At 51.6% G+C, this 26,943-nt stretch carries 27 protein-coding genes; 25 read left to right on the top strand and 2 right to left on the bottom strand.

All coding sequences use genetic code 11. From position 1 onward, the window contains the following. Positions 1-50: 50 nt before the first annotated feature. From metE to H8S80_RS23630, 16 genes are all read left to right on the top strand, one after another. Positions 51-2,321, top strand: coding sequence for a 5-methyltetrahydropteroyltriglutamate--homocysteine S-methyltransferase (gene metE / locus H8S80_RS23555; protein WP_117622093.1), 2,271 nt, complete (start codon positions 51-53; stop codon positions 2,319-2,321). 84 nt (positions 2,322-2,405) lie between these two features. Further along, positions 2,406-3,320, top strand: a complete 915-nt coding sequence (locus H8S80_RS23560; RefSeq protein ID WP_117622094.1) for an AraC family transcriptional regulator — start codon at positions 2,406-2,408, stop codon at positions 3,318-3,320. 119 nt (positions 3,321-3,439) lie between these two features. After that, entirely contained in the window at positions 3,440-3,679 is a 240-nt protein-coding gene (locus H8S80_RS23565; RefSeq protein WP_002601390.1) for a hypothetical protein, read from the top strand. A 233-nt stretch (positions 3,680-3,912) separates the two neighbouring features. Then, the gene (locus H8S80_RS23570; RefSeq protein WP_117622096.1) at positions 3,913-4,890 is read left to right on the top strand and encodes an AraC family transcriptional regulator; all 978 of its coding nucleotides are present in this window, start codon (positions 3,913-3,915) and stop codon (positions 4,888-4,890) included. Positions 4,891-5,074: 184 nt separating this feature from the next. Continuing rightward, positions 5,075-5,953 carry a helix-turn-helix domain-containing protein gene (locus tag H8S80_RS23575; RefSeq protein WP_117622097.1) on the top strand — a complete coding sequence of 293 codons (879 nt, stop codon included), beginning with the start codon at positions 5,075-5,077 and terminating at the stop codon, positions 5,951-5,953. A 132-nt stretch (positions 5,954-6,085) separates the two neighbouring features. Next, positions 6,086-7,750 carry a methyl-accepting chemotaxis protein gene (locus H8S80_RS23580; protein WP_117622098.1) on the top strand — a complete coding sequence of 555 codons (1,665 nt, stop codon included), beginning with the start codon at positions 6,086-6,088 and terminating at the stop codon, positions 7,748-7,750. Positions 7,751-7,769: 19 nt separating this feature from the next. After that, on the top strand, positions 7,770-8,135 hold the full coding sequence (locus tag H8S80_RS23585) for an ACT domain-containing protein (RefSeq protein WP_002601387.1): 366 nt from the start codon (positions 7,770-7,772) through the stop codon (positions 8,133-8,135). 500 nt (positions 8,136-8,635) lie between these two features. Then, positions 8,636-9,061 carry a hypothetical protein gene (locus tag H8S80_RS23590; RefSeq protein ID WP_002601386.1) on the top strand — a complete coding sequence of 142 codons (426 nt, stop codon included), beginning with the start codon at positions 8,636-8,638 and terminating at the stop codon, positions 9,059-9,061. Further along, positions 9,058-11,325, top strand: coding sequence for a M24 family metallopeptidase (locus tag H8S80_RS23595; protein ID WP_117622099.1), 2,268 nt, complete (start codon positions 9,058-9,060; stop codon positions 11,323-11,325). The genes H8S80_RS23590 and H8S80_RS23595 overlap by 4 nt, the downstream gene beginning before the upstream one ends. Before the next feature lie 14 nt (positions 11,326-11,339). Further along, positions 11,340-12,128 (top strand): beta-keto acid cleavage family enzyme, encoded by a 789-nt coding sequence (locus tag H8S80_RS23600; RefSeq protein ID WP_055658855.1) that lies wholly within the window; start codon positions 11,340-11,342, stop codon positions 12,126-12,128. Positions 12,129-12,150: 22 nt separating this feature from the next. Then, a complete protein-coding gene (locus H8S80_RS23605; RefSeq protein WP_117622100.1) occupies positions 12,151-12,918 on the top strand; it encodes an SDR family NAD(P)-dependent oxidoreductase in 768 nt (255 codons plus the stop codon). An 11-nt stretch (positions 12,919-12,929) separates the two neighbouring features. Then, on the top strand, positions 12,930-13,874 hold the full coding sequence (locus H8S80_RS23610) for an NAD-dependent epimerase/dehydratase family protein (RefSeq protein ID WP_117622101.1): 945 nt from the start codon (positions 12,930-12,932) through the stop codon (positions 13,872-13,874). 47 nt (positions 13,875-13,921) lie between these two features. Then, complete coding sequence (locus H8S80_RS23615) at positions 13,922-14,980, top strand: sugar ABC transporter substrate-binding protein (RefSeq protein WP_117622102.1); 1,059 nt, start codon at positions 13,922-13,924, stop codon at positions 14,978-14,980. An 82-nt stretch (positions 14,981-15,062) separates the two neighbouring features. Further along, positions 15,063-16,610 carry a sugar ABC transporter ATP-binding protein gene (locus H8S80_RS23620; protein ID WP_117622103.1) on the top strand — a complete coding sequence of 516 codons (1,548 nt, stop codon included), beginning with the start codon at positions 15,063-15,065 and terminating at the stop codon, positions 16,608-16,610. After that, complete coding sequence (locus tag H8S80_RS23625) at positions 16,591-17,565, top strand: ABC transporter permease (RefSeq protein ID WP_002601379.1); 975 nt, start codon at positions 16,591-16,593, stop codon at positions 17,563-17,565. The genes H8S80_RS23620 and H8S80_RS23625 overlap by 20 nt, the downstream gene beginning before the upstream one ends. Positions 17,566-17,697: 132 nt before the next feature. Beyond that, the gene (locus H8S80_RS23630; protein ID WP_117622104.1) at positions 17,698-18,447 is read left to right on the top strand and encodes an IclR family transcriptional regulator; all 750 of its coding nucleotides are present in this window, start codon (positions 17,698-17,700) and stop codon (positions 18,445-18,447) included. A 112-nt stretch (positions 18,448-18,559) separates the two neighbouring features. Here the strand turns inward: H8S80_RS23630 and H8S80_RS23635 are convergent, their stop codons facing one another. Both H8S80_RS23635 and H8S80_RS23640 read right to left on the bottom strand, forming a co-directional pair. Then, a complete protein-coding gene (locus tag H8S80_RS23635; RefSeq protein ID WP_117622105.1) occupies positions 18,560-19,804 on the bottom strand; it encodes an alpha/beta hydrolase in 1,245 nt (414 codons plus the stop codon). Further along, on the bottom strand, positions 19,782-20,300 hold the full coding sequence (locus H8S80_RS23640; RefSeq protein WP_117622106.1) for an HXXEE domain-containing protein: 519 nt from the start codon (positions 20,298-20,300) through the stop codon (positions 19,782-19,784). Before H8S80_RS23640 ends, H8S80_RS23635 begins: the two co-directional genes overlap by 23 nt. Positions 20,301-20,701: 401 nt before the next feature. Here H8S80_RS23640 and H8S80_RS23645 point away from each other — a divergent pair, with 401 nt between their 5' ends. The 9 genes from H8S80_RS23645 to H8S80_RS23685 all read left to right on the top strand — a co-directional run bounded on the left by H8S80_RS23645 (position 20,702) and on the right by H8S80_RS23685 (position 26,939). Continuing rightward, positions 20,702-21,274: a TetR/AcrR family transcriptional regulator gene (locus H8S80_RS23645; RefSeq protein ID WP_117622107.1), complete on the top strand. Its 573-nt coding sequence runs from the start codon at positions 20,702-20,704 to the stop codon at positions 21,272-21,274. Positions 21,275-21,302: 28 nt separating this feature from the next. Continuing rightward, positions 21,303-21,998: a DinB family protein gene (locus H8S80_RS23650; RefSeq protein ID WP_002601374.1), complete on the top strand. Its 696-nt coding sequence runs from the start codon at positions 21,303-21,305 to the stop codon at positions 21,996-21,998. A gap of 76 nt (positions 21,999-22,074) precedes the next feature. Next, a complete protein-coding gene (locus tag H8S80_RS23655) occupies positions 22,075-22,572 on the top strand; it encodes an RNA polymerase sigma factor (RefSeq protein ID WP_117622108.1) in 498 nt (165 codons plus the stop codon). Next, positions 22,550-23,545: a zf-HC2 domain-containing protein gene (locus tag H8S80_RS23660; RefSeq protein ID WP_117622109.1), complete on the top strand. Its 996-nt coding sequence runs from the start codon at positions 22,550-22,552 to the stop codon at positions 23,543-23,545. Before H8S80_RS23655 ends, H8S80_RS23660 begins: the two co-directional genes overlap by 23 nt. A gap of 2 nt (positions 23,546-23,547) precedes the next feature. After that, entirely contained in the window at positions 23,548-24,297 is a 750-nt protein-coding gene (locus tag H8S80_RS23665; RefSeq protein WP_117622110.1) for a class I SAM-dependent methyltransferase, read from the top strand. Between the two features lie 51 nt (positions 24,298-24,348). Then, positions 24,349-24,543 (top strand): DUF5131 family protein, encoded by a 195-nt coding sequence (locus H8S80_RS35145; protein ID WP_002601370.1) that lies wholly within the window; start codon positions 24,349-24,351, stop codon positions 24,541-24,543. 32 nt (positions 24,544-24,575) lie between these two features. Continuing rightward, a complete protein-coding gene (locus tag H8S80_RS23675) occupies positions 24,576-25,217 on the top strand; it encodes a DUF5131 family protein (RefSeq protein ID WP_117622111.1) in 642 nt (213 codons plus the stop codon). Positions 25,218-25,258: 41 nt separating this feature from the next. After that, on the top strand, positions 25,259-25,945 hold the full coding sequence (locus H8S80_RS23680) for a response regulator transcription factor (RefSeq protein ID WP_002601368.1): 687 nt from the start codon (positions 25,259-25,261) through the stop codon (positions 25,943-25,945). Further along, complete coding sequence (locus tag H8S80_RS23685; protein ID WP_117622112.1) at positions 25,932-26,939, top strand: sensor histidine kinase; 1,008 nt, start codon at positions 25,932-25,934, stop codon at positions 26,937-26,939. Before H8S80_RS23680 ends, H8S80_RS23685 begins: the two co-directional genes overlap by 14 nt. The last annotated feature ends 4 nt before the right edge of the window (positions 26,940-26,943 follow it).

Genomic DNA, 26,943 nt, shown 5'->3' on the forward strand with positions numbered 1-26,943 from the left:
AGAAATTGATTATAACGAAACATCAGAACAGCCGCAGGAGGAAAAGTCGTATGAAGACATCGGTTATTGGATACCCGAGGATTGGGGAACTGAGAGAATTAAAATTTGCATCGGAGCGCTACTGGAAAAAGGAGCTTTCGGCCGGAGAGCTGGAGGAGACAGGACGGCAGCTTCGTGCACGCCACTGGAAACTGCAGAGAGATGCGGGAATCGATTATATCCCCAGCAATGATTTCTCCTTCTATGACGGCCTTCTGGATACGGCCTGTTTACTGGGAATGATTCCGGAACGGTACAGGAAACTGAATTTATCCCCGCTGGATACGTATTTCTCCATGGCAAGGGGATATCAGGGAGAGGCCGGAGATGTAAAGGCGCTGGCCATGAAAAAATGGTTCAATACCAACTATCATTATATGGTGCCGGAGATCGAGGATTCCTGTGAGATTGCCCTTGAGGGAACGAAGCCCTTCGATGAATACGATGAGGCGGCAGAACTGGGAATCACGACAAAGCCGGTGATGGCCGGACCATTTACCCTGTTAAAGCTGGCGAGATTTACGGGAAATAAAAGAGCGGAGGACGTAAAGAACGAGGTCATCTGCACATACCGGGAGATTTTAAAGAAGTTTGACGACAGGAAGGCGGAATGGATCGAGTTTGATGAGCCTTCCCTGGTACGGGATTTAGGCGAGGAGGACAGCAGGCTCTTTCACGATCTGTATTTCGATATTTTGAGCGGAAAAGGAGGGGTGAAGGTCCTTTTACAGACGTATTTCGGAGACGTGAGAGACTGCTATGAAGCGATTACCGCCCTTCCGTTTGATGGTATCGGGCTCGACTTTGTGGAAGGCAGGCAGTCACTGCCGCTTCTTAAGACTTATGGATTTCCCCAGGATAAGGTGTTGTTTGCAGGGGTGGTAAACGGAAAGAATATCTGGAAAAATCACTATGCAGGAACCCTGGAGCTGGCGGAGAAGATTCAGAATGAGGCGGGCGAGGTAGTCCTCAGCACGTCCTGTTCCCTGCTCCATGTCCCCTGCACTCTGAAAAATGAAACAAAGCTGGAGGAACAGTACCGGAGATACTTTGCATTTGCAGAGGAAAAGCTGTCGGAGCTGGCGGATATAAGGGCTGTTCTGGAATCGGAGGAGCCGGGGAAGCAGGAGGCTTATTTAAGCAATCAGCGTGTGTTCGGGGAGGCCAGAGGCGGTCAGAATCCGGCGGTCAGGGAACGTGTGAATTCCCTGGGAGAAAAGGAATTTACACGGCTTCCTAAATTTGAGGAGAGAGAGGCGATTCAGAAGATGCGGTTCGGTCTGCCGCTCCTTCCCACCACTACCATTGGATCGTTTCCTCAGACGAAGGAGGTGCGCGCCAACCGGTCCGCGTATAAAAAAGGCCAGATCGATGAGCGGCAGTACCAGGAGTTTAATTGCAGGAAAATAGAGGAGTGTATCAGACTGCAGGAAGAGCTTGGACTGGATGTGCTGGTACATGGAGAGTTTGAGAGAAATGATATGGTGGAATATTTCGGAGAGTGCCTGGATGGCTTTCTGTTCACTGAAAAGGCGTGGGTGCAGTCCTACGGCACCAGATGTGTGAAGCCGCCGGTAATCTGGGGCGATATCTCCCGCAGGCGTCCCATGACGGTGTCCTATGCCGCCTATGCCCAGAGCCTTACCGAAAAGCCTGTCAAAGGCATGCTGACGGGACCTGTTACCATACTGAACTGGTCATTTCCGAGAGAAGACATCTCCCTGAAGGAATGCGCCTGCCAGATTGGCCTGGCCATACGGGACGAGGTGCTGGATTTAGAGGCGGCAGGCATCGGAATCATTCAGATTGATGAGGCCGCGCTGAGAGAAAAACTTCCGCTGAGGAGGCAGGACTGGCGGGAAGACTACTTATCCTGGGCGATTCCCGCGTTTCGTCTGGTCCACAGCGGCGTGAAGGCGGAGACACAGATCCATACGCATATGTGTTACAGTGAGTTCGGGGATATTATAGAGGACATTGACCGCATGGATGCGGATGTCATCACGTTTGAGGCTTCCAGATCGGACCTGACCATCCTGGATGCTTTGAATCAATGCGGATTCAGAACCGAGGTGGGGCCGGGGGTCTACGACATCCATTCGCCGAGGATTCCTTCCACCGAAGAAATCGTGGACGCACTGGAGAAGATGCTGTCTAAGATACCGGCGGAGAAGCTGTGGGTGAACCCGGACTGCGGCTTAAAGACCAGAGGGGAGGAGGAGACCGCCCCCAGCCTGAGAAACATGGTTCTGGCAGCTGAAATAGTGAGAGCCGCCAGATAAAATATCAGGTAAAGAGAAAGGTCAGTTTCTTTTTACAGCAGCCTTTCGTTCTGGTATAATAAAGACCAGAGACAGGAGGTCGCCATGAAAGTTATCCATACTGTGGAATTAAAGCCGGGAAGCTATGAAGAGCAGCTGCCTGATTTTTCGCCGGATTTCCCTTATATCGCTTCCTATGTGGAACTGGAGAAGCATCTGGGCAAGCAGTCGCCGTGGCATTGGCATAAGGAAGTCGAACTGTTTTATATGAAAGAGGGGGCGGTGGAGTATGATACACCCCAGGGGAAAATCATCCTCCCACAGGGCTCCGCCGGCTTCGTCAACTCCAATGTACTCCACATGTCGCGGGTGAAGGAGGGGGAGAAGACGTCGGTTTCCATGATTCATATTTTCGATCCGCTGCTGGTGAGCGGGCAGACGGGAAGCCGGATTGACCAGAAATACGTGCGGCCGCTCGTCACAGCCCCTGGTATCGAGATGATCGGGCTTTATCCGGATCGGCCGGAGCACGCGGAGTTCCTTGCGATTCTCCGGGAATCGTTTGAACTTTCGGAGGATGAGTATGGTTACGAGATCCGCCTGCGGACGCTTCTCTCGGAGCTGTGGTGCCGTCTGCTTGCGATCGCAGAGCCCCTTTGCGGTGACGGCGCCCAGGGCAGCAGGCCGAGTGAAAAGATTAAGATGATGATGGTGTATATCCATGAACACTGCGCGGATAAGATTTCGGTGGCGGAGCTTGCGGCAGCAGCCTATATCAGCGAGAGGGAGTGCTTCCGCACGTTTCATGACTGCCTGAAGATGACGCCGGTGGAATATATGACAGATTACCGCTTACAGAAGGCGTGCCACATGCTGGCGGAAGGGGATGACTCCGTCACCAGGATCTGTCAGTCCTGCGGAATGGGAAGCAGCAGCTATTTCGGAAAGGTATTTCGGGAACGCATCGGATGCAGTCCCATGGAGTATCGAAGCAAATGGCGGAATTATGATATAGAATGACAGTAAGATGATATTTTCCTGAAACAAACTGCACTATAATGATATTGTAAAGAGAAGACAACAGATCAGACAGTGCAGGTGTCCGGCGTGCCGGACGGTTTTGTTCAGGAGGGATAGATATGATGAAACTCAGGATTTTAGATATGAAGGAATTTTTGAAAGCTGTCAATGGCTGTACGGGGCCCGTTCGTATCGTGGACTCTGATGGAAGAAAAGAAAATATAAACAAAGAATACGGAATCCAGGCGAAGCTTCAGGCGGAATATCAGAGGAACAGGAAGATTCTGAGTCTGAGCCTGGAGGTTCCCACACCAGCGGATTACCTGAGCATTGTGAATTATTATGTGGGCGACTGCTGAGCGCCGCCATGGAATTTAACAGAATGGCCCGATGTGCTGTAATGGCACACCGGGCTGTTTTGAGCTGCGCCCGGTGAATTCAGTGCAGGGGACGGAGGATTTGGGGAAGGGAGCGCCTGGGGAAGCGGAAAAAGGGCACTGGACGGATAGCGGGCAAAGTGTGTGCGTGATAAAATAATGAGGTCAGAAAACGAGGATAGAAGGAAAGACAGATATCGAAAGGAGACAAGAGGATGCACGCATGGGAAGCAATCGAAGGAGCACTGGATTTAATTGAGGAACACTTACAGGAGGATATCAGCACGGAGGCGCTGGCACAGTCGGCCGGCCTTTCCCCATTCTATTTTCAGCGGCTGTTCAAGCGGCTGACAGGGCGGCCGGTATTGGAATACGTTAAGATGAGGCGTCTGGCTATGGCGGCTTCCGCGTTGGCCGACAGGGAAAAGCGGATTCTGGATGTCGCCGTGGAGTATGGATTTTCCAGCCATGCCGCATTTACAAGGGCGTTTAAGGAGGCCTACGGCATCTCGCCGGAGGAGTACAGGAAGGACTGGCCCATGCTCAATACGTGTGATAAGCCGGAGCTGTCCATGAGATATCAGCTGGTGGATGAGGGCGTGCCGCTGATTGCGGGTGATATCGTTCTGGAGATCGAGCGGAGGCGGCTTGCGGTTCCCGAGGCTTACCTGGGAATGGAGACTGCCGTGGAGATGAAGAGGCAGGTGCCGGCGGGTGAGAGCACCGGAATCGATGTACCGGGGCAATTGTGGAAAGCATTCCATGAAATGAAACCATCTGTGGATGGACTGGCGTCGGATGGACCGGAAATGGGGATGTCGCATATGGCAGATCCGGAGGCAGGGACATTTCTCTATTTTGCCGGGGCTCAGGCGGAGGGGGACACAGAGGCAGCAGGAATGGAAGCAAAGACAAAGTCGAAAGCGGCAGCGGCTTCCACTTCCACGCTTGTGAAGCGGGAACTCCCTGTGGGAGAGTATCTGGTATGCAGAATTGAGGCGGAGACGTTTGAAAAACTGGTGACCATCGCGCTGGATCAGGCGGGAAAATACTTATTCGGAACGTGGCTGCCGGCGCATGGCCTGACAACACTGCCGTTTTCGGCGGAAAAGTACTACAGGAGCAACGAATCCGATCTTTACATGGAGGTGTGGTTAATGCCGCTGCCCGTCCAGGAACAGGAATCCCGGTAAGGAGGCGGCTGTATCAGAATTCCGTTCAGCAAAAAAGGTCGAGAGTATTTTTCTGATTTTTTGTATGATAAGCGTGTCAGATACATCAGAAAGTTCGTGAAGAAACTTTTTAGGTGAAGATGACAAAATTGCACGCAAGCGGTTCAAGACGCCCGCTGGGTGCACAGAACAGGAGGAGACAGTCATGAAGGAACAGGTGGAAGCGGTTCAGAGGATGCAGGACTATATTCAGGAGCATTTAAAGGAGACGGTTACGCTGGCTGATTTATCCAGGGTATCGCTGTTCTCGCCGTGGCATTCCTACCGTTTGTTCCGGCAGTGGACGAACCAGACTCCGGCCGACTATATCAGGCGGCTGCGCCTCTCCGAATCCGCACTGAAATTGAGAGACGAGCAGTGCAGAATCGCAGACGTGGCGTTTGAGTATGGGTTCGGCAGCGTGGATGGATACCAGAGGGCGTTCTTCCGGGAGTTTGGCTGCAATCCGCGTGAATACGCCGGGAATCCGGTCCCTTTGTATCTGTTTACCCCGTATGGCGTCAAATACAGAGAGATCAGAAAGGAATGGAACGCAATGGAAAATGTAAAAAATGTGTTTATTCAGACAATCGACAAACCGGAGCGCAAGGTGATTATCAAGAGAGGGGTGAAGGCGGAGGACTACTTCCCCTACTGTGAAGAGGTGGGCTGCGATGTCTGGGGACTCTTAACCAGCATGAAATCCCTCTGCGGGGAACCGGTATGCCTCTGGCTTCCGGAGTCCTTGCGTAAGCCCGGGACCTCAGTCTATGTACAGGGCGTGGAGGTCACCATGGATTACGACGGTCCGGTTCCGGAGGGCTTCGATGTGATCGAACTCCCTGCGGCCAAATACCTCATGTTCCAGGGGGAACCCTTTGAGGAAGAAGACTACTGCGCAGCGATCGAGGCGGTTCAGACAGCGATTCAGAGATACGAGCCGTCAGCCGCGGGATACCGGTGGGACAGCGAAAATCCCCGGATTCAGCTGGAGCCGGTCGGTACCAGAGGATATATTGAACTGCTCCCGGTGAAAAATCTGTAAAAACAGGCCGTTCCTCCCGGAATTGGAAGCCCTTTCAAAGTTCTTGACAGACATAAGCCCTCGTGATATGTTTAAGCAGAATATTTCTTATTAACAGAAAGGACCAGGAAATTAATTCCGGGAGGGCCACGTATGGAGCGCCATAAAAAGTCACTGAAACTAGGCGCCAGATTCAGTATTCTGGCTGGTGTCCTGCTGTGTGCGAGCACAGCTTTTGTTATTACTCTCTGTGGAATCATTTTCCACAGGCAGTTCATGGACATGCTGAAGGCGGAGTGTGTGCAGGGAACGAATCTGCTGAATTATGAGCTTTCGAAGGCGGAATACGGGGATCGGGACAGGACGCAGCTTCTCGATGAACTGAAGGCTCAGACCGGTTACGAGTATACGATCTTTCAGGGAGATAAGCGGACAGCCACCACGATCATAAAGGATGGAGAGCGCGTCACCGGAACGACGCTGGATCCGGAAGTTGCAGAGATAGTCCTTTCAGAGGGGAAATCATTTGTCGGAGAGACCTCGATTCTGGGTGTTCCCCATGTCTGCTCCTATGTACCGGTGTATGGAGCGGATGGGACGGCTGAAGGGCTTATTTTTTCGGGAGTCTCGAGTTATGAGGCGAAGTCCACGATGTACCGGGCGCTGTTTGCCATGGGGCTTGCGGGGCTGATCTGCGCGGCGGCGGGCGTTGGACTGATTCTGTTTTTCACAAAGAGAGCCATATCGCTTCCCTTCGCCGTCCTCAGGAAGTTTGCCCGCACGGTGGAACAGGGGGATTTTGGAATTGCTTCTAATGCTCCTGTGGTATCTGGAATTACGTCGGGAGATGAGATCGGAGAGCTGGCAGGAACCTTTGAACTTACCGTAAAACGTCTGAGAGAGTATATCGGAGAGCTGGCATACGTGCTGGAACGGATATCGGCCAATGACTTAACGGTGAGTCCCACACTGGATTACGTCGGAGATTTCAGCTCCATCCGGGAATCTCTGGTTCATATTACGCTGCGGTTAAATCATACGCTGGAAGAGATCGTCCGGTCCTCCGCCCAGGTGGCAGATGGAGCCGGTATGGTGGCAGACGGCGCCATGACGCTGAGTGAGGGAGCCCAGGAGCAGGCCGCTTCGGTGGAGGAACTGGCGGCGACGCTGGAAGCCGCCTCGGATGAGGTTGACAGTACGGCGCGCAACGCGGGCGAGGCCAGTCTCGTCTCCCAGGACGCGGTCCGGGTGCTGGAGGCGGGAAAGGCCCAGATGGAACAGCTGACGGCCGCCATGAATGATATCACACACGCATCCGAAGAGATTGAGCGAATTACAAAGGTGATCGAGGATATTGCCCTGCAGACGAATCTGCTGGCGCTGAACGCCGCCGTCGAAGCCGCGCGGGCCGGGGAGGCGGGCAGAGGCTTTTCCGTGGTCGCGGAGGAAGTGAGGAGTCTGGCGGGAAAGAGCTCGGCGGCTTCCAGGGATACGGCGAAGCTGATTGAGAATGCCAACACGGCGGTCAGAAAGGGCAGAGAGATCGCCGCTGCCACAGCCGAAGCTCTGGAGCAGGGCGTGTCTGCTTCCAATCAGGCGATGGGACTGGTGCGGGAGATATCGGCCGCGTCGGCCCAGCAGGCGGAGCACATCAGGCTCTTGCGCGGCGGCATGGAACAGATTGCCGAGATCGTGCAGTCCAATTCGGCAACCGCCGAGGAGGAAGCGGCGGCCAGCCAGACACTCTCCGCCGAAGCGAGAAGATTAGACGGTATAGTAGCCGCCTTTCAGCTCAAACGCGATAATATGATGGAATAAGGTGGCAGGAGGAAGTTATATGGAAATAAAGCTTTTAAACGACGATTTCTCGGTTTGTAAAATCCGGGACCTGTCAGGAGTCAATCTGACGGATTCGTTTTATTTTATCGGGAAAACGGATGAGGAATTATCACTGGTGTGCAGAACGGAGCATGTTCCGGAGGAGACGACGGACAGAGAGGATGGCTGGAAGGCGTTTCGGATCGAGGGAGTGCTGGATTTTTCCCTGATTGGAATCCTGGCGGATATATCGGCAGTCCTGGCGAAGCATTCGATCGGTATTTTCGTTGTTTCCACGTATAACACCGATTACGTTTTGACGAAGAAAGAAGATTTCCTGCGGGCGGCGGAAGCGCTCGCGGAGAAGGGCTATCTGGTGAAATAGGGAAAGGGGCGGCGGACGCGAGTCTGCCGCCCCTTTCTCACAGGGCAAAATAATATATTAAGACAATGAAAAAGGATCAGCCGGGGGAGCTGGTCCTTTTTTCGGAGAAGGTATTTCGTTTCTTATGGGGTGTAGCAAAAACTATATAATGTATTGGGGGGGTTTACAATTATTAATATACACCATAACCCCTACAAAAGTGTTCACAAACTTCAGGAGAATTCAAAGATAAAATTGTGCGTTTTACCAGTAAAAAAATATTGATTGTCGGAAATAGATAAAAAAACACTGATTTTATTGACTGGGATCCGTCATTTAGACGCTTTGCAGAGGATGGCTGAAAGACAAACCCCCTTTCGGTTCATGAGAAAGTAATCAGTTGTTGCATATAGTGAAACAAGTTCAAGGTTGAGAATTGAAATGGGCAAAAAAGATTGTTATAGTAAACTTGCAAGGGGATAAAAAGCAAAAACGCGAACAACAAAAAGGAGGGAAATGCGATGGATGAAGATTTGATGTTTGAAACAGGAACGAAGATTCTGGAGGACAGACTGAACGAAGCGGATTTCGACAATATATTTGTTCTGTTTGAACAGGTGTGCAACTCGGATGACATTCTTACCTTTACACTGAAAGGATATAGTGAGAGCTTCCAGTTTGTATTTGATGAGTATTCCTACGCGATTGTCTTTGAGAACGGAAGCTGCAGGACTGTGAAGGGCACCATATCTCTTCCGGACGTGACATTCCGGATTCACAAGGCAGTTGCACTGGATATCATAAACGGCCGGGTATATTCGGCGGTAGCCCACATGAACGGGGACGTGGACTACATCGGATACAAGGACGGCGCAATCCGGTTTATCAGCATTCTGGAAAATGTATTGGATGAAATAACAGATTCAGCAAGGAGGTATGGGGCTTGAGAAAGATAAAATTTGGAGTAGTCGGAGGCGGAGGCGCATTTTACTTCCATGCAAACGGCATACGAGGTTCAGAGATTCTGGAATATACGGCCATCTATGATATCAACTATGAAAATGCAAAGAGAATGGCTCAGAAATATAAAAACAACCCGATGACAGCCTATGAGAATCTGGACGACATGCTGGACAGCGACATTGACGCGGTGCTGGTCATGGTGCCCCACGTTTATCACGACAACATTGTCGTGCAGTGTGCTGAAAAAGGAAAACATGTGCTGTGTGAAAAGCCCATGGGTACCACGCTGGAAGGGTGTAAACGTATGATAGACGCCTGCGAGGAGAACCATGTGCTCTTTATGATTGCGGAGAATCACCGTTTCCTTCCGGCACACAACTGTGTGCACGACTTGATTGAACAGGGCGCCATCGGCAGGGTGACGATGATCCGGGCTTATGAGGGAGTCAATGAAATTCCCGGCTTAAGCCAGAGCGGCTTCTGGAAGGGAGACCCCATCAAGGCAGGAGGCGGGTCCCTCATGGACATGGCGGCCCACAAATTTGCCACTATCGAATATATTATGGGAAGCCGCTGCGAGGAAGTGACCGCGGTGCTGGCAAAGCAGATGATTAATCTGCCGGAGAAGGCCGAGGACAACGCGGCGGCCATCGCCAGATATGAAAACGGAGCCATTGCAGACGTTATGGTCAGCTTTACACAGATGACACCACCATTTAACAGCCTGGAGGTCTACGGAACAGAGGGAACGATCTTTGAGAACCATGCGTGGGAAAAGCCGGTACGAGTCTACTCCATGACGTCAAAGGACGAACGGATGCGCCAGAAATGGTATGAACCGGAGTGCGAGCACGCGCCGTTTCCGAAGTACTATCCCATCTCGGTGAAGAGGGAGGACGAGCATTTCGCTCGGTGCATTCTGGATCATACGGTTCCGGAGTTCACGCCGTACCAGGCCATGCATGCCATTGAGGCGATTCTGACCGGTTACCTTTCACATATTGAAAAACGGCCGGTGCGCTGTGAGGAGGTACGGAAGATGGGCGAGGAAGGCAGAACCCATGAAATACTGGAAAAGCTGGCGCCTTCTATTCCGATCAATAAGAATTTAAAGGAGATTAAGATGGCGGATCCCATTGGTTACGATAAGAAAAAGGCTGCGGGAGTGATGAAGAAATACGGACTGGATTTGCTGCTGGCCACCTCACCTATCCATGTATACTACACGACGGGGCTGCCGGTGCTTCACAGTGCGGCGAATCCGATCCTGGCTTCCCTGGCCAACCAGTATCCCTATATGGGGCTGATACGAAAAGCGGGAGAGAACACCGTATTTCACTGGAACGTCTTTAAGAGCGCGGAGACCATGTGCTGGGCCGCGGACAGTGTGGGAATCGAGAGTCCCCGCGATGTACAGAAGGCCCTCAAATGGAAGCTGAAACAGTGGGGAATGGAAGGGAAACGGGTGGGTGTGGAATCCACCGCTCCCAAATACGTGATGGATGTGCTGAACGATCCGAAGCTTGCCATAGAAGTGGTGGAGGCCGATCAGGCATTCCGCGACATGAGACTGGTCAAATCAGAGAAGGAGATGGAATACATCCTAAAGGCTACCGAGATCACGGAGACGGCGCTGAGGGCGTGCATCGACGCCTGTGCCGTGGGCGTGACGGACAACGAGCTCCTTGCAATCGGCAAGAAGGCCATGCTGGATGCGGGCGCCTCCGACTGGGATCATCTGACCATGACCATCGGGGATTCCGATCCGGAGGCGCCGGGAACCGGCCGGGAGGTTCAGGCGGGAGAGATCATCCGCCTCGACTTCGGCGCCAGCTACAAAGGGTATGTGGCGGATATCAACTGCCATGTGATCATCGGAAAGACCCCGGAAGCGGCAAAGGCCCATATCGACGCGCTGCTGGAATTCCAGCATTATATTGAGGAGCGGGTGAAGCCGGGAACTAATATGAAGGAGCTGGGAGAGGAAGCCAAAGCATGGTATCAGAACAAGTATCCGAACAGCCTGGCATTTTCCATCGGACACAGCATGGGCATGGAGTGCGAGGACGTACATATCCTGGGAACCCTGGGTAATATAGACGGCCCGTTTGAAGAGAACATGGTGTTCGAGATCGAGGCATGGGAGGAATTCGGGGGCGCCCTGATCGGCGTGGAAGATACGTATGTGGTGACAGGGGATGGCTGTAAGAAGGTCACGACCATTCCAAAACAAATTATAGAAAAATGAGAGGGGATACGAACATGAGGAAGGAAAAACCATTGGTGATCGTAGCGACACCAAACATCTGCTGGCTGCATCCGGAGGTGGCATATCCGGGAAACGCTGTGGAAATCGGAGAGGAAGCGGCACTCTGCCGGGAAGCCGGAGCCGCTGTACTGCATACCCATGCCGAGGGGCAGTGGAAGGAAGTTTATGACGAGGTAAAGAAACGCTCTGATATTATCCTCCAGGGCGGCATGTCAAGCATTCCGCTTCAGGAGAGAATCGAGCTGTTTGAGCTGAAGTATGACATGGTTTCAATCATTGCCAACCATCATGCGGAGGCATTTAAAGAGGTGAACTGTGATGTGCTTCACCCGTTATCAGAGCTGGAAGAATACGCGGCGGCCTGCAGGAAGTACGGTGTAAAACCCGAATTTGAAATCTGGCATACAGGCTCCATCTGGAATTTGAACCAGCTGATAGAGAAAGGTCTTTTAGACGCTCCATACATTACGACACTGTTCTTCGGATGGCCGGGCGGCACATGGTCACCGGCCACCGTGGAAGAGTATTTGTACAGACGCAGGCTGATGCCTGAAAACTGCGCCTGCACCGTAACGATTATGTGTGAGGAGCAGATGGATATACTTGCGGCGGCAATCTTAAATGGAGACCATGTGCGCGTGGGAACCGAGGATTATCCGTTTAACCAGCAGGGAAAGGTTTGCACGACCCATGAGCTGGTACAGGAGATTGCAGACGTTTCCAGGAGTCTGGGGCGGGAAGTGGCAACGGCGGCCCAGGCCCGGGAGATGCTGGGATTATAAAGGAAAAGGGAAGGATAAGACTATGGGGAAGAAAGTTGCGGTTGTAACGGGCGCGGCCAATGGAATCGGTCAGGCATCGGCTTTAAAATTTGCCAGGGAAGGGTATGCGGTTGCTATGATCGACATCAGTCCGGCGCTCAGCAGGACGGAAGAAATGGTGACTGAAATGGGGGGAGAATTCCTCTCCTGCGTGGGCGATGTCCAGGATGAGACGACCATGGAGAATTTCATCAATACTGTGATCGAAGTCTATGGCAGAATCGACGTGCTCAACAATAATGCGGGAATTGTGGTCGTAAAGCCTTTGGAGGACACGAAATTCGAGGAATTCGAGCGTGTGGCCAAGGTCAATATCGGCGGAACCTTTGTCCTGACGAAGCTGGTGCTTCCGATGATGAAACAGCAAAAGGAGGGGGCCATCGTCAATCTGGGGTCCATATCCGGCCACGTGGGTCAGACGGAACATGCCATTTACGGGGCGACCAAGGGGGCGGTCATCGCGTTTACGAGGGCGGTTGCCTGGGAGGTGGCGGATTACAACATCAGAGTTAACTCCGTGAGCCCGGGATCTGTGGATACTCCCATGCTGCGTTCGGATATACAGCTGGAGGCGACCCGCACCGGACTTCCGTTTGAAGATGTAAAGAAGGTAAGGGAAGCGGAGCAGGCCTTTAAACGCTGGGCGGAGCCATCCGAGATCGCTGAAGCCATCTATTTTCTGGCCAGCGACGGGGCGTCCTTCATTACGGGATCTGACTTACTGGTAGACTGCGGCTGGGCGGCAAAATAGGAGGAGCTTACATGGGAAAACGTTATTTTATTACAGGCGCCACCGGCTGTATCGGCGGCTGGGTGGTGAAAAATCTGATTGAATCAGGCCGGGAGGTTTATGCGCTGGTGCGCAGCCCGGAGAAGCTGTCTGTGCTGGAGCTGATTATGGAAAAGGAGGAAATCGGGAAGATCCATGTGGTAAAGGGAGATATTACCGATTACCAGCTGCTTCTTCATACTCTGAAGGACGATGAGATCGACACGGTCATTCACATGGCTGCGATGCAGATGCCGTTCTGCCAGGCGGACCCGGTTCTGGGCGCCAGGGTAAACGTGGAAGGCACCGTCAATATGTTCGAGGCGGTAAAGGCCTGCGGATTAAAGAAGCTGGTGTACGCCAGCAGCACGGCGGTTTACGGCCTGACGGAAGAGTATGAGGGCGGTGTCTACGACAACAGTTCGCCGTTCCATCCTCACGCCCACTACGGTGTGTACAAGCAGGCCAATGAGTGGAGCGCCAGGATTTACTACGAAAAGGAGTGCATTTCCAGTATCGGTTTAAGACCTTACGTGGCCTATGGACCACTGAGAGACCAGGGGATGACGTCTACCCCGACGACCGCCATGAAGGCCGCCGTCAAGGGAGAAGCATACGAGATTTCGTACGGAGGGGATTTCGATTTCCAGTATGTGGACGATGTGGCGAAGGCATTTATCATGGCGGCAGAGGCAGAGTACGAGGGGGCTCACTGCTTTAATTTCGCCGGAAATTCCGTAAATATGACGGAAGTGGTGAAGGCCATCGAGGAGGCGTGTCCTCAGGCGAAGGGGCTGATTACATTTAAAGACGAACCGCTGCCATTTCCAAAGAATATCAGCGGAAATGAACTGGACCGGCTGATAGGGGAAGTGCCGGTGACGCCTCTGGCTGAAGGGGTCAGGCAGAGCGTGGAAATATTCAAAAGTCGCATGTAAGCGTCTGAGAGACAGACGCTGAGTGCTCATAACAAGGAGGAGAAGATATGAAGTTAGGACGTATGGTTACGGTTATCTTGGCAGCAGCATGTGTGGTATCGATGGCGGGATGCGGACAGAAACAGGCTCCGGCGGGAACGGCGGAAGCTCCGAAGACGACGGAGGCGGCCAAAGAGGCGGCTGCCGAACCGGCCGCTGCGGAGAATAAAGAGACAGGAGAGAAGATAAAGATCGGCATTTCCATGCAGGGAAATCAGAGCGGGTTTGTTCAGTATTTTACATCGGCCATGTATGAGTATCAGGCGACGAAGGCACAGGATATCGACATGGAAGTGGTATTTGCAGATGACGATCCGGCGAAGCAGTTCAGCCAGGTGGAAACCTTTGTGAGTAAAAAAGTAGACGCCATCATTATTCAGCCGGTAGACAAGACTCAGTGTGCGGCAGCCGTGGATCTGGCGGCGGATGCAGGCGTTCCGATCATCACGTTAAACACCGTCACGGACAGCACGAGAAACACGGCCCATGTGGGCTGTGACGACGAGCAGGCCGGTGAACTCCAGATGGAGAGAATCATCTCCGTATGCGGTCCCGATGCGAAGCTGGCTTACGTGGATGCGGTTCTGGGGCATTCCGCACAGGTGTTAAGGGCACAGGGGTATGAGGCGGTGCTGGCCAAGAATCCGGGTGTGGAGCTGGTCGTACACGATACGGGAAACTGGTCTCCGGAGGAATCCATGAGACTTGTGGAGAACTGGCTGCAGGCAGGAAAGGACGTAGACGCCATCCTGTGTATGGCAGACTGTCAGCTTACCGGTGTCATTACAGCTGTTGAAAACGCGGGCAAGATGGGGGAAATCAAGCTGGCGGGAATGGACTGTGATCCGGTGATCTTAAAAGCAATCAAGGACGGAAAAGTGGACTGTTCCATCTGGCAGGATGGTCTGGCACAGGGAGAAAATGCGCTGCGCCTTGCCATTTTAGCGGCCCAGGGCGAGGAAATATCCGATTATATTATTCCTTACGAGGTTTGTACGAAGGATAATATCGAAGAGTACGAGAAGAAAGCGGCTGAACGTGACGAGCTGGCGAAGAAATATTTCTAATCAGCAGAAACGGCGAGGTATATGCGGGGAGCGCTGCGCGGGGGTGCGCGCAGGCTCCCCATTTAAACAAGGAGGGGGCAGCATGGCTAATCAGACGGAAGAGAAGAATCATGAAATCATAGTGGAAATGAAAAATATAGACATGCGTTTCCAGGGCGTGCACGCACTTGATGATGTGTCCATCACCTTAAGACGGGGTGAGGTGCATGCGCTGATGGGGGAAAACGGTGCCGGAAAATCCACACTGATGAAGATTCTGGTTGGGCTCTATGTGCCGACAAAAGGGGAAATTTACTACAAGGGGAAACAGGTGCATTTTAAATCGGTCATGGACACGAAGAAGGCCGGAATCAGTATGATATTTCAGGAATTCAACCAGGTAAAGTACATGATGGTAATGGAAAACATCTATCTGGGCCGGGAGCCGATGACCAGGACAGGCTGTGTGGACTATCAGAAAATGTACGAGGATTCCAAGCGCCTGCTGGAGGGGCTGGGAGTAGACTTAGACCCGAAAGCGAGGATGGCGGATTTAACGGTGGCAAAGTTTCAGCTGGTGGAGATTGTAAAGGCAATTTCCTACGATGCGGATGTCATCATCATGGACGAGCCGACTTCGGCGCTGAGCCAGACGGAGATTGAATATCTGCTGAAGACGGTGAGACGGTTATGCGACCAGGGAAAGGCGATCGTATTTATCTCCCATAAGCTGGAAGAGGTATACGGGGTCTGCAACCGTGTGACGATTCTGAGAGACGGACGCTTTATCCATACCGGTCTGGTGAAGGATATTACGGAAGCCGAGATGATCAAATATATGGTGGACCGTGAGATTTCCGAAATGTATCCGAAGCAGCAGGCGAAGATCGGGGACGTCGTTCTGGAAGTGAAGAATTTAACCAGGGCGAAGGAATTTGAAAATGTGAGCTTTACTCTGAGAAAGGGAGAAATCCTGGGACTGGCAGGGCTCATGGGCGCCGGAAGAACGGAGGTCGTAGAGACGATCATGGGTGTCCGGAGGCCGGACAGCGGAGAAATCTATTTAAACGGAGAAAAAATTGTGAACCGAATCCCGGAGGACGCCATCCGGCGGGGGATTATCATGGTTCCTGAAGATAGAAAGAAAAACGGTCTGGTGCTGAAGCTGGGGATCAGAGACAATCTCCTCATGTCGGCACTGCGCAAGTGTCTGAAAAACGGGGCGCTTAACAAGTCTTTAGAGACAAAGTACTGCAAGGAATTCGGGGATAAACTGGAGATCAAGAGAAGCGGCGATGACCAGCTCTGCGCGAATCTTTCCGGGGGAAATCAGCAGAAGGTGGTCGTGGCACGCGTGCTGAACGCGGATCCGGATATTATTATCCTGGATGAGCCGACGAGAGGAATCGACATTAAGACGAAGTCTGACATTCACCGGCTGATGTCCACGCTGGCCTGCGAAGGGAAGTCCATCATTATGGTTTCCTCGGAGCTGCCGGAGGTGCTGGGGATCAGTGACCGGATTCTGGTGCTGAATGAGGGGCATGTGACCGGAATCTTAAACAGGGACGAGGCCGATCCGAGTATAGTGATGAAGTACGCGGTCAAGAAGGAGATTGGGGGAGAAGAACATGGCAGAGAAAACAGCTGAAAAACAGAGTGTAAAAGAGTTTGTCAATAATCATGGTATCGTCATTGGGTTTGTCATAATATTTTTGTATTTATCCATATTTGCTCCGAATTTCTTAAGCGCCAGCAATATGATTAATATACTGAAGCAGATTTCCTGTATCGGCATCGCCACCATCGGCGTAGGTGTGCTGATTATCATGAACTGCATCGACTTGTCGATCGGCTCTATGTTCGCGCTGTCCGGCGTGACGGCGGGAATCATGGTATCGAGCAGTGTGGCGGGATACGGACTTCCGGCTTTTGTCGGATATGCGGTAGGAATCGCCACCGGCGTTCTGTTCGGCGCGTTTAACGGAATCATCGTGGCAAAGGGCAAAATCCCGGCATTTATCGTTACCATGGGCACCCAATCCATCGCCAGGGGCCTTGCACTTATTCTGGCTCATGGAATGCCTATCGGCAGTTTTTCGGATTCCTTCAACTATCTGGGTTCTACCTCCATCGGAGGTGTTCTGCCGTGGTCAGTCATCGTGTTTGTTATTGTGGTCATCGTGATGAATTTCGTCATGAAGAAACGTCCCATAGGCCGCTATGTTTATGCGGTAGGCGGCAATGAGGACGCCGCCCGAGTGGCCGGCATTAATGTGGATAAGATCAAGATCCAGGCGTATTTAATAGAGGGCGCGCTGCTGGGACTGGCCAGTACGCTCATGGCCTCCAGGCTGAAATCGGCTTCCCCCAACCTGGGGGTGGGCTATGAACTGGACGCCATCGCAGGCTGTATCATCGGCGGTGTCAGCTTCACAGGCGGCATCGGCAAGGTATTTGATATGGTTTTGGGCGCGCTGATTATCGGTGTGATCAACAACGGTATGGATTTGCTGGGCGTTGAGGCGTTCTATAAACAGGTGGTGAAAGGATCGATCATCGTCGTCGCGGTACTAATCGACAGAAAGCGGTCCGGACGAAGTTAAGACTACGGCTGAAAAACGGTTACAGACTGGAAAAATGCTGGAGTGGTGTGGTATACTGGTATTAATTTTTAATCACACGCGAGTACAGCTTTGCATTATGAACGCAGTACTGGATAAAGGAGGGCGAAGGGGATGGTATTACAGTCATTGGACCGTGGGCTGGATGCGTTAAACATTCTGGCAAAGCATGATCTGGTGTCGGTTACGGAACTGGCTAAGGAGCTGGGGGTGGATAAGAGCACGGCTTCCAGGATCATGGAAACGCTGCGCCAGCACGACATGGTTCAGCTGGATAAAAAAACGAGGAAATACAAGCTTGGATTCCGGGTGCTGCATCTGGCCGAACGGTTCCGCAGCAGACTGCAGATCATCGATATCGCGCGGCCGGTTCTGCTGGAAGTCAGCCGGGAACTGGGGCAGAGCGTTCATTTATGCGCCTATAATAAGGGGATGGTCTATGTGATTGACCAGGTGGTCAGCGACCTGCCTTACTCCATGTCGGCTATGGTAGGGCTGATCGAGCCGATCCATTCCTCATCTGTGGGAAAATGCATTTTCGCCTACCGCACACCGGAGCGGATGGAGGAGATTCTGGAGGATTATGAGTTTACCAGCTACACAGTCCATACGATCACAGAGAAAGCGAAGCTTCTGGAGGAATTTGAGAAGATCCGGAGCCAGGGGTATGCAGTGGATGACGAGGAGATGTTTATCGGTGTCCGTTGTATTGCCGTTCCCGTATTCGGCTACTTAAACAGTGTCCGCTACGGAATCGGTATCTCCGGTCCTATCGATTTGATGTCGCCGGAAAAACTGGAGATATACAGAAAAAGGCTGATGGTGGCCGCGAAGAAGATCAGGCGGGAAGTGGAACTGCTCTGATGATCGAAAGATAACAGGAAGTTTTTATGAGAGAGTAAGACGGAGAAGCAGGAAATTCTGTTTCTCCGTCTTATGGTTTTGTGGGGGGTAGATTTACGGGATACTCAGCATTTCAAGTAACCGTGGAAGAAAGAAACGTTTCTATTTCTGTACGTGCCAGATTAAAGCCGCCGACCTGGCAGTGCTGTTCTCCGCCTTCCGAAGCCGTAAATATCCGGCTGGTGACAGAGGAGGCGTGGGTCAATTTTCGCTCGATCTGCCGCATTCTCTTAACCGGCACATACTGGTCGCATGCTCCGGCAAGAAGAAGGACATCCTGGGTAACCAGACTGATACAGTCTGTAAGCCTGTGGCATTCTATATTTTTCAGAAAATCATAAGGCGCTGTGGTACCGGTAATATACATTCCATGCGTTATTTTCCAGTTTAAGTCCAGGTCAGACTCCATTTTCCGCCGTATCAGGGAATTGATAAGCTCTCTCCTCCCGGTTAATAAAAGCAGCCGGAGAACAGTTCCTTTTAACGGTGAGAGACGGCTTAAAATAAGATCGAGCCCCCAGTAAAAGATGTCACAGCAGATTACGTAATGAATTCTTTTGTCAAATGCCGCCGCCCGCGGCGCCAGATAGCCGCCCCAGGATATTCCCAGAATTGTGACACTGCTGAGATGAAAGTAATCGAGAATGGCCTTTACCGGTTTTTCCCACTCGTAAGTAAAGACGAGGCCATTTTTTCTCGCCTGTCCCTGACCCGGCCCTTCAAATAATAAGATGGTATAGCCCTTATCCGGATATTCTTTTAGGAGCGGATAGAATTCTTCCATAAAGGAATCGTAGCCGCCGTGAATCAGGATAACACCCCGCTCATTTTCTGCCGAACGGAGGTTAGGAGGACTTACAATGTCTGACGAACAGAGATGAGGGGCACTTCCCGGTCTGGCTTTTAAGCGGATTGCAGGCAAATATGTATTCTGATAGGGAACTTCGAACCTCTCCATGGAATCTTCCCTATATGCCAGGTCAAAGCACTCCCGGAAAAGCCTGTAACACTCTTCTTTTCGGACTGATGTATCGGGGAGGTAAAATTCTGCCATGCGGTAATAAGCGGCTGCATGTTTGAAACGCTGCTCCGTGCGGGCTTTTTCAGCTGCGGCCCACCAGGTGGCCGACCAGCTTGCCATATCGGTGATTTTGGAAGCGGCTGCCGTTATCTCTGCCAGTGTCCGGGCGTTTTGATCGGCCAGCGTCCGGGCGTTTTCGTCTGTCTGTGGCGGCAGTGCAGGCTCGGAGAGGACGGACATCAGCGCGCGGTTGATCTGAAAATTCATCTGCTCATCATTGGAAAAATGAAGAAACATAGTTTGTAAACACCTCCCCGCATCGATGAAGCAGTTTCATATTGACTGCAGCCACTACGGTTCCGGCGGCCACGGACAGAATCAGTTTCCAGACTGGATATTGAAGCAGATGCAGGGCATCCAGAAAGATCAGACAGCAGGGAATCATTGTGAGCAGCGCGGTAATGGCACCCGGAACGTAACTTCTGTATACAAGAGCCGTTCCAATGAGGTGTATGAGAATGAGGTGCAGGATATTGGCGGCCAGGAAGCCGAGCCACAATTCATAGTGTCCCGTAAAGTAACCGAACGCCGATACAAGGGTCAGAAGCAGCAGCTCCTCGCAGACAGCGATCGAGAAGCTTTCCGTATTGAAAAATGTGCCGAATGGGACGAAGCGTACCCGAATAAATCGTTTTTTGGGAGCCTCACTGTTTTTCCATGGGATGGCGAGAATGATCTCTTCCATATCGTGGAGGATAAACAGGAGCGGCAGCAGCCATACAATTGCTTTCATAAATCATCATCTCCTTTCCCTCCGATTGTAAGGAGTCCGGAAAAAAGTTTCAATCACCAGATGGAACGGAACTGATTGGATAAGCAATAAAATGCGACAATTAGTTGCTTATCCATATAGAATGTGCTATTCTGCTCGTATCAGGCTGCTATTCTTGCACGTAAGCGGTCAAAAGACGCCCGCTAAGTGCTCATAGCGAGCCACTCCACTAGGTTCGTGAGAGACCTCACCAAGTGGAGATGACATGCATCGCACGTAAGCGGCCAAAAGACGCCCGCCAAGTGCTCATAGCGAGCCACTCCACTAGGTTCGTGAGGGACCTCACCAAGTGGAGATGACATGCATCGCACGTAAGCGGTCAAAAGACGCCCGCTAAGTGCTCATAGCGAGGAGGAAATGGCATGAATCAGCAGGATTTGCGTGTGATTAAAACGAAGAAGAATATAGAAGAGTCATTTCTGCGGCTGCTGGAAAAGAAGTCCTTTTCCGAGATCACGGTGCAGAATATACTGGATGAGGCGCTGATCAACCGATCCACCTTTTACAAACACTATTCGGACAAATACGATCTGGCCAGACTGCTGTCGGACCGGATGTTTCAGGAGTTTCAGGATATGCTGGAAAATCGTTTCCTGGCATCGCAGAACAGGGAAGTATATGAGACTATCGATGTGATTTACGAGGTGCTGTATAATAAAAGGGAGGCATTTCTGAATCTGTGGAAAATACATACGGATGAGGTTCAGCTGGAGAACGAGATGGCGGATTATTTAAAGCACCGGTTTATTGCTGCCTACAGTTCAGGCTTTATCGGCAACGCCAGCCAGATGGATTATTTGTCCGGAACCTACGCGGCCCTGACCATGTCGTCCTTAAAATGGTGCCTGAATCATGACTATGATACGGTGCGGGAGGTAGTTCCGCCTTTTGTCCGCAATATCCTTCTGGCAATGCAGGAGTTCCAGCAGCCATAACATAAAGCAAAGAACATGGGGAGAAGCTATGAAATATTTTGGAGCAGGACTGGGGGAAATGCATAAGGAACTGGGAACGATGATACGGAAGGCGGATCGTCTGGAGGATGCCAGGCGTCTGTTTTCAGAGCTTCATGGCGCCCTGCATCTTTCGGAGGTGTCGGGTGGCGAGGAGAATGAGCTGGACCGGCTGACCGGAGACCTGGAGGACCCGGAGTATGCGGTGATGGTGACATCAAAGGATGAGACGATCGCCTGGGCCCTCTGGCATATTGCCAGGCTGGAGGATTTGACCATGAATCTTCTGGTCTCCGGAGGGGAGCAGGTATGGAACCGGGAGTGGGCCAGGCGTCTGGGAACAGCAGTTGCAGATACCGGCAACGCGATGAGTGACGATCAGATCATGGAGCTCAGCAAGGCGCTGCGCCCCGCCGAACTGCTGCAATACAGGAGCGCGGTCGGCAGAAGGACGAGACAGATCGTGGAAGGACTGACGGCCGATGATATGAAGCGGGAGGTCCGAAAAGAAGACTTAAAACGGATACGGGAGGAAGGCGGCGTCACAGCACAGGAGGACTCGGTCTGGCTTCTGGATTATTGGGAAAAGAAGGACGTGGCAGGGCTTTTGCTCATGCCGCCGACACGGGACCCCATGCTGCATTTAAACGACTGCTGTAAATGGAAACAGCAGATACGTTCGAAGAAAAAGTTTTATAGAAGCTAAATGAAAAAAATTGTAACCGGCCTGTAACGAATCGGGTTTCTGCAACACTAATTAACAGAGAGGAGGAAACACATATATGGATTCCATGGAACAGATCTATTTATCACACGCCAAAACAGTATATGCCTTTCTCCTGACGAAGACACAGAACCCGGATCTGGCGGAGGAACTGACCCAGGAAACATTCTATCAGGCGGTGAAAAGCATCCACAAATTCAAAGAGCAGAGCCGTGTATCTACCTGGCTCTGCGGCATTGCGCGGAACGTATGGTTCGATCATCTGCGGAAGCAGAAGGGCAGGGCCGATTTCGAGGAAGCGGAAGAGATTGCAGTCCCTTCCGCGGAGGAGGAAGTGTTCTGTTCCTGGGATCAGCTTTCGGTCATGAAGCTGCTTCATCATCTGGAGGACCCCATGCGGGAGGTGATGTATCTGCGCCTGACCGGCAGTCTGACCTTTGGCCAGATCGGAGAGATCATGGGGAAGAGCGAGAACTGGGCGAGAGTGACTTTCTATCGGGGAAAGGAAAGAATTGTAAAGGAGGCGAAGGAAAATGAAACAGAACATACCCTGTGAAATGATCCGCGATCTTCTTCCGCTGTATGTGGAAGGGCTGACGTCCGAGGAGAGCAGCAGGCAGATCGAGGCGCATATGGAGACCTGTGAGGACTGCCGCGGCCGGTATCTGCGGATGAAAGAGGACCTTGGACGTGAAACGGATGTAAAACGAAAAGAAAATGAACGGGAAATTGATTATTTGAAAAAAATCAGGAAGAGCAATCTGCGAAAAGTACTTTTAGGCATTGGCTCCGCATTTGCCGTAGTCCTGCTGGCCCTGTTTTTAAAGCTGTTTGTCATCGGGTACCCGGTGGATTCCTATCTGGTGACGTATGCAAATGTGAACGAACACATGCTGGCGGTCGGAGGTGTCTTTTACGATTCCGCCTCTGTGTACCGGAGGTATAAACTGGCTGGAGAGGATGATGGAAATACAAAAATGGTGATCTATGCGTGTCTGCCGTCTGTCTGGAACAGGAGTGGAGTATTTAACCTGAACATTGATCTGACGGAGGTGGGAACGGATCTTTCCATCAATGGAATGACCGTGAAGCAGGACGGAACCATTGTAAGCAGGCAGGCAAATGAATTGTTCGCCGCGAAGCATCCGTATGTGGGAGATATGTCCGCCAACGGCAAAGTCGCACAGCTGCTCGGAATCGGCAGGGCGCTTGGCAGCTTTAAAAATGAGCTTCAGACTTCGGAGGAACCGTATGGCTGGACATTGAACTTTGAGAACAGCGCGGCGAATTCGGCTGTGTTTGAAGAGCAAATGAAGGGATACGCCTGTGTCCTGATGGCTCTGACCGGAAATCTGGGAGAGGTCAATTGGACGTACACGGTCGAACTGGAAGACGGGCCCCAGGTAAGACAGGGGACCATGACCAGGGAGGCCTGTTCTGAGTGGGCGGGAGAACCCATTGAGACATTTGCAGAGAGTCCGGAAGCGGTTCAGAGGCTGCTTGATCTGACTGGTGTGACGAAGGAGTAAATATGGAATTAAAGAAAAATTATTATGGCAGTTTGTGTACGGAAATGTACGAGATTTTGCATGAAAAGGCGCCGCAGGATGAGTTGGAATTTTATCTTTCATACGCCGAAAAAGAAATGTCAATTTTAGAGCCCTTATGCGGAAGCGGGAGATTCCTGATCCCGTTTCTGGAAAAAGGGTATCAGATCAAAGGTGTCGATAATTCCAGGGAAATGCTTGAAAAACTGAAGCAAAAAGCACCGGATTCCATGGTAGAACAGAGCGATATAGAGAAATATCAGACGCAGGAGAGCTTTGATTACATTTTTATCTCATCAGGTTCCGTATCCCTGTTTACGGATATGGAGTCCTGTAAAAGCATTTTAAGCAAGATGAAGACCCTGTTAAAAAAAGGCGGAAAATTTGTTTTCGCAGTCGATACGACGGCAAACCGCTGCCCCGATACCGATGAGTATAAAGAGTCAATATCGGTCAGAACCAAAGAAAATTACGAGTTAGTTCTTAAAACAAAGAGTTATTTCGATGAGACAAGCCATACACAGTTTGGACCGGGACTTTATGAATTATATTGCGGTACGGAATTATTGCAGGAGGAGCGGATGGATTTTCAGACGCATCTCTATGAATTGGGAGAAATGGAGTCGATTCTGAAAGAAATCGGATTTACAACGGTTCTCGTATATTCTTCCTTTGAAAAAGAGATAGCTGAAGATAACTGCCCGGAAATGTTTTTGTATGAGTGCAGCTTCTGATAATTTAAAATGACTTAGTGAAAACTCTCAGTAAGAACAGGAGGAACCAGGATGGCTGTCTGGAATCCGTGGCGTGGGTGCCACCGGCACAGCGAGGGCTGCAAATACTGCTATATTCACAAAGGCGATGCTAGTACTGCTTTGCATAAATTCCTAAGTAATAGCACCCGCTATCTACGCCAGGAGCACGCCTGCGAAGCTAGCCGTAGGGTCCACTACGCCGTCGCTTCGCAGACGCACACCTGACGCAGATATCAGGCACTATTACTCAGTTATTTATGCAAAGCAGTACTAGAAAAGGGCTCAATACGGCCGAGGTGATCCGTACGGATAAATTCTTTGCGCCCATCGAGAAAAAGAAGAACGGTGAATACAAAATAAAGCCGGGCCAGGTGGTATATCTCTGCTTCCAGTCCGATTTTCTGGTTGACGAGGCTGATGCGTGGCGGGAAGAGTGCTGGAAGATGATTCGTCAGAGAACGGACCTGCATTTTCTCTTTCTGACGAAACGTATTGAACGGTTTATGCAGTGTATTCCCCCCGACTGGGAAAATGGATATGACAATGTGACGGTCTGCTGTACAGTAGAAAATCAGGCCAGGGCCGATGAACGGCTTTCCATCTTTTCCGGTCTTCCGATCAGGCATAAAAATATCATCTGCCAGCCGCTGATTGAAAGGATCGATATACGTCCGTATTTATCCGGGGTTGAACTGGTGGTGGCCGGCGGCGAATCCGACCGGAATGCGCGGCCCCTGGATTATGAGTGGGTGCTCTGGCTGAGGCAGCAGTGTATGGAAAACGGGATTCATTTTGAATTCAGGCAGTGCGGGACTCATTTTATCAAGGACGGCAAACGGTACACGCTGGCGGTGAAGGACTTGGGAAGCCAGGCGCACAAGGCAGGGATCGATATCTAGTGCCGGCCGATGAAGCTATGGAAGGATTGGAGGAATGACGAATGCCACGGATATTTTTGGTAGAGGATGACAGGGAGATTGCGAAAAACCTTACGCTTCTGCTGCGCTCGGAGGGATTTACGGTCACCCACGCCCCCACGCGGGAGGAAGCATTTGCCGCAGCAGACGGCAATAAATTTGATCTGGCGCTGATTGATATTGCGCTGCCCGATGGAAATGGTTTTACGGTATATACTAAGATCAAGGAGACCCAGGATATTCCAGTGATCTTTCTGACTGCCTCGGGCGATGAGACGAGTGTTGTCACAGGGCTTAATATGGGGGCTGACGACTATATTACCAAGCCTTTCCGCCCGCGGGAGCTGATCGCGCGGATCGGGACAGCGCTGCGAAAAAATGGGCGCAGCGGGGCGGCATTTGAAATCTGCGGGCTTTCCGTCGATATGGCGGGCGGCGTTGTGAAAAAATATGGCCGCGAGGTTTTCCTCTCTGCGCTGGAGTACCGTTTACTGCTGGTGTTTGTTAATAATCCCAGGAGTATTATCACGAGAAGCAGGCTGCTTGATGAATTGTGGGATGCGGCGGGCGAATTTGTCAATGATAATACATTGACTGTGTATATCAAGCGGCTGCGGGAGAAGATAGAGGATGATCCTGCAAATCCGCAGATTATTTTGACTGTCCGCGGAACCGGGTATCGATTGGGGGGCGGAAATGTTTCGGAATAAGGAGTTTCGGCAGTTTGCCATGGTGTTCGTCCTGACGGCAGCCGTCACGGTAGCACTTGGATTTACCATCAATACGGCGGCCGGAATTCTTACCGCCGTTTCAACTTCTGTCTTCGGCATCGCCTTTTTCCTGTTTACGAAAGCCCGATACAGGAGTATCGCACGGCTTTCCAATCAGATCGATCTCGTGCTGCACAATGCCGACCGTCTGGATCTCGACGAACTGGAAGAGGGCGAGCTGTCTATTCTCCACAGCGAAATAACGAAAATGCTGCTGCGCATTCGGGAGCAGAACGAGGCACTGAAAAATGAAAAAATGCATCTTGCCGATTCGCTGGCCGATATCGCCCATCAGCTCCGCACACCTCTTACGTCTGCAAACTTAACGCTTTCCCTGCTGGAGAAAAATCCGGATGAAAACGAACGGAGGGCCTTTATTCGGGAAACAGAGGAACTGCTGGTGCGCATGGACTGGCTGATCACGTCTTTGCTTAAATTGTCCCGTCTGGACGCGGGCGTTGTGGTATTTCAACGAGAGCCGGTTGACGTAAACGACCTCATAAGCGCGGCTCTCCGGCCGCTGCTGATCCCTATGGAACTGCATGGGATTGTGGTGCAGAGAGAGGTGCATGCAGATGCAAAGACGGCATTCCCCGTAATCGTTCAGGGCGACCCGGGCTGGCTGGCGGAGGCAGTACAGAACATCCTTAAAAACTGTATGGAAAGCGCGGGGGATCACGGAACGATTGCGATTGTCTGTACGGATACGGTTCTGTTCACTGAAATTACGATTCATGACAGCGGCGCGGGATTTGAAAAAGAAGCTCTGCCTCACATATTTGAACGGTTTTACAGCGGAAAAAGCGCAAACAGGGCGGGATATGGGATCGGGCTGGCTCTCTGCAGGATGATTATCATCCGGCAGGGAGGGACGATTACTGCAAAGAATCATCCGCAGGGAGGCGCGGTATTTACCATCCGTTTTCCAAAGTGACGGA

This window comes from Hungatella sp. L36, assembly GCF_014288035.1.

Coding starts and splice junctions, on each gene's coding strand:
- H8S80_RS23630 (WP_117622104.1), top strand. CDS start 17,698: ATGGTATTACAGTCATTGGACCGTGGGCTGGATGCGTTAAACATTCTG.
- H8S80_RS23615 (WP_117622102.1), top strand. CDS start 13,922: ATGAAGTTAGGACGTATGGTTACGGTTATCTTGGCAGCAGCATGTGTG.
- H8S80_RS35145 (WP_002601370.1), top strand. CDS start 24,349: ATGGCTGTCTGGAATCCGTGGCGTGGGTGCCACCGGCACAGCGAGGGC.
- H8S80_RS23635 (WP_117622105.1), bottom strand. CDS start 19,804: ATGTTTCTTCATTTTTCCAATGATGAGCAGATGAATTTTCAGATCAAC.
- H8S80_RS23675 (WP_117622111.1), top strand. CDS start 24,576: ATGCAAAGCAGTACTAGAAAAGGGCTCAATACGGCCGAGGTGATCCGT.
- H8S80_RS23655 (WP_117622108.1), top strand. CDS start 22,075: ATGGATTCCATGGAACAGATCTATTTATCACACGCCAAAACAGTATAT.
- H8S80_RS23575 (WP_117622097.1), top strand. CDS start 5,075: ATGAAGGAACAGGTGGAAGCGGTTCAGAGGATGCAGGACTATATTCAG.
- H8S80_RS23605 (WP_117622100.1), top strand. CDS start 12,151: ATGGGGAAGAAAGTTGCGGTTGTAACGGGCGCGGCCAATGGAATCGGT.
- H8S80_RS23640 (WP_117622106.1), bottom strand. CDS start 20,300: ATGAAAGCAATTGTATGGCTGCTGCCGCTCCTGTTTATCCTCCACGAT.
- H8S80_RS23560 (WP_117622094.1), top strand. CDS start 2,406: ATGAAAGTTATCCATACTGTGGAATTAAAGCCGGGAAGCTATGAAGAG.
- H8S80_RS23660 (WP_117622109.1), top strand. CDS start 22,550: ATGAAACAGAACATACCCTGTGAAATGATCCGCGATCTTCTTCCGCTG.
- H8S80_RS23585 (WP_002601387.1), top strand. CDS start 7,770: ATGGAAATAAAGCTTTTAAACGACGATTTCTCGGTTTGTAAAATCCGG.
- H8S80_RS23665 (WP_117622110.1), top strand. CDS start 23,548: ATGGAATTAAAGAAAAATTATTATGGCAGTTTGTGTACGGAAATGTAC.
- H8S80_RS23565 (WP_002601390.1), top strand. CDS start 3,440: ATGATGAAACTCAGGATTTTAGATATGAAGGAATTTTTGAAAGCTGTC.
- H8S80_RS23650 (WP_002601374.1), top strand. CDS start 21,303: ATGAAATATTTTGGAGCAGGACTGGGGGAAATGCATAAGGAACTGGGA.
- metE (WP_117622093.1), top strand. CDS start 51: ATGAAGACATCGGTTATTGGATACCCGAGGATTGGGGAACTGAGAGAA.
- H8S80_RS23645 (WP_117622107.1), top strand. CDS start 20,702: ATGAATCAGCAGGATTTGCGTGTGATTAAAACGAAGAAGAATATAGAA.
- H8S80_RS23570 (WP_117622096.1), top strand. CDS start 3,913: ATGCACGCATGGGAAGCAATCGAAGGAGCACTGGATTTAATTGAGGAA.
- H8S80_RS23600 (WP_055658855.1), top strand. CDS start 11,340: ATGAGGAAGGAAAAACCATTGGTGATCGTAGCGACACCAAACATCTGC.
- H8S80_RS23625 (WP_002601379.1), top strand. CDS start 16,591: ATGGCAGAGAAAACAGCTGAAAAACAGAGTGTAAAAGAGTTTGTCAAT.
- H8S80_RS23685 (WP_117622112.1), top strand. CDS start 25,932: ATGTTTCGGAATAAGGAGTTTCGGCAGTTTGCCATGGTGTTCGTCCTG.
- H8S80_RS23620 (WP_117622103.1), top strand. CDS start 15,063: ATGGCTAATCAGACGGAAGAGAAGAATCATGAAATCATAGTGGAAATG.
- H8S80_RS23610 (WP_117622101.1), top strand. CDS start 12,930: ATGGGAAAACGTTATTTTATTACAGGCGCCACCGGCTGTATCGGCGGC.
- H8S80_RS23680 (WP_002601368.1), top strand. CDS start 25,259: ATGCCACGGATATTTTTGGTAGAGGATGACAGGGAGATTGCGAAAAAC.
- H8S80_RS23580 (WP_117622098.1), top strand. CDS start 6,086: ATGGAGCGCCATAAAAAGTCACTGAAACTAGGCGCCAGATTCAGTATT.
- H8S80_RS23590 (WP_002601386.1), top strand. CDS start 8,636: ATGGATGAAGATTTGATGTTTGAAACAGGAACGAAGATTCTGGAGGAC.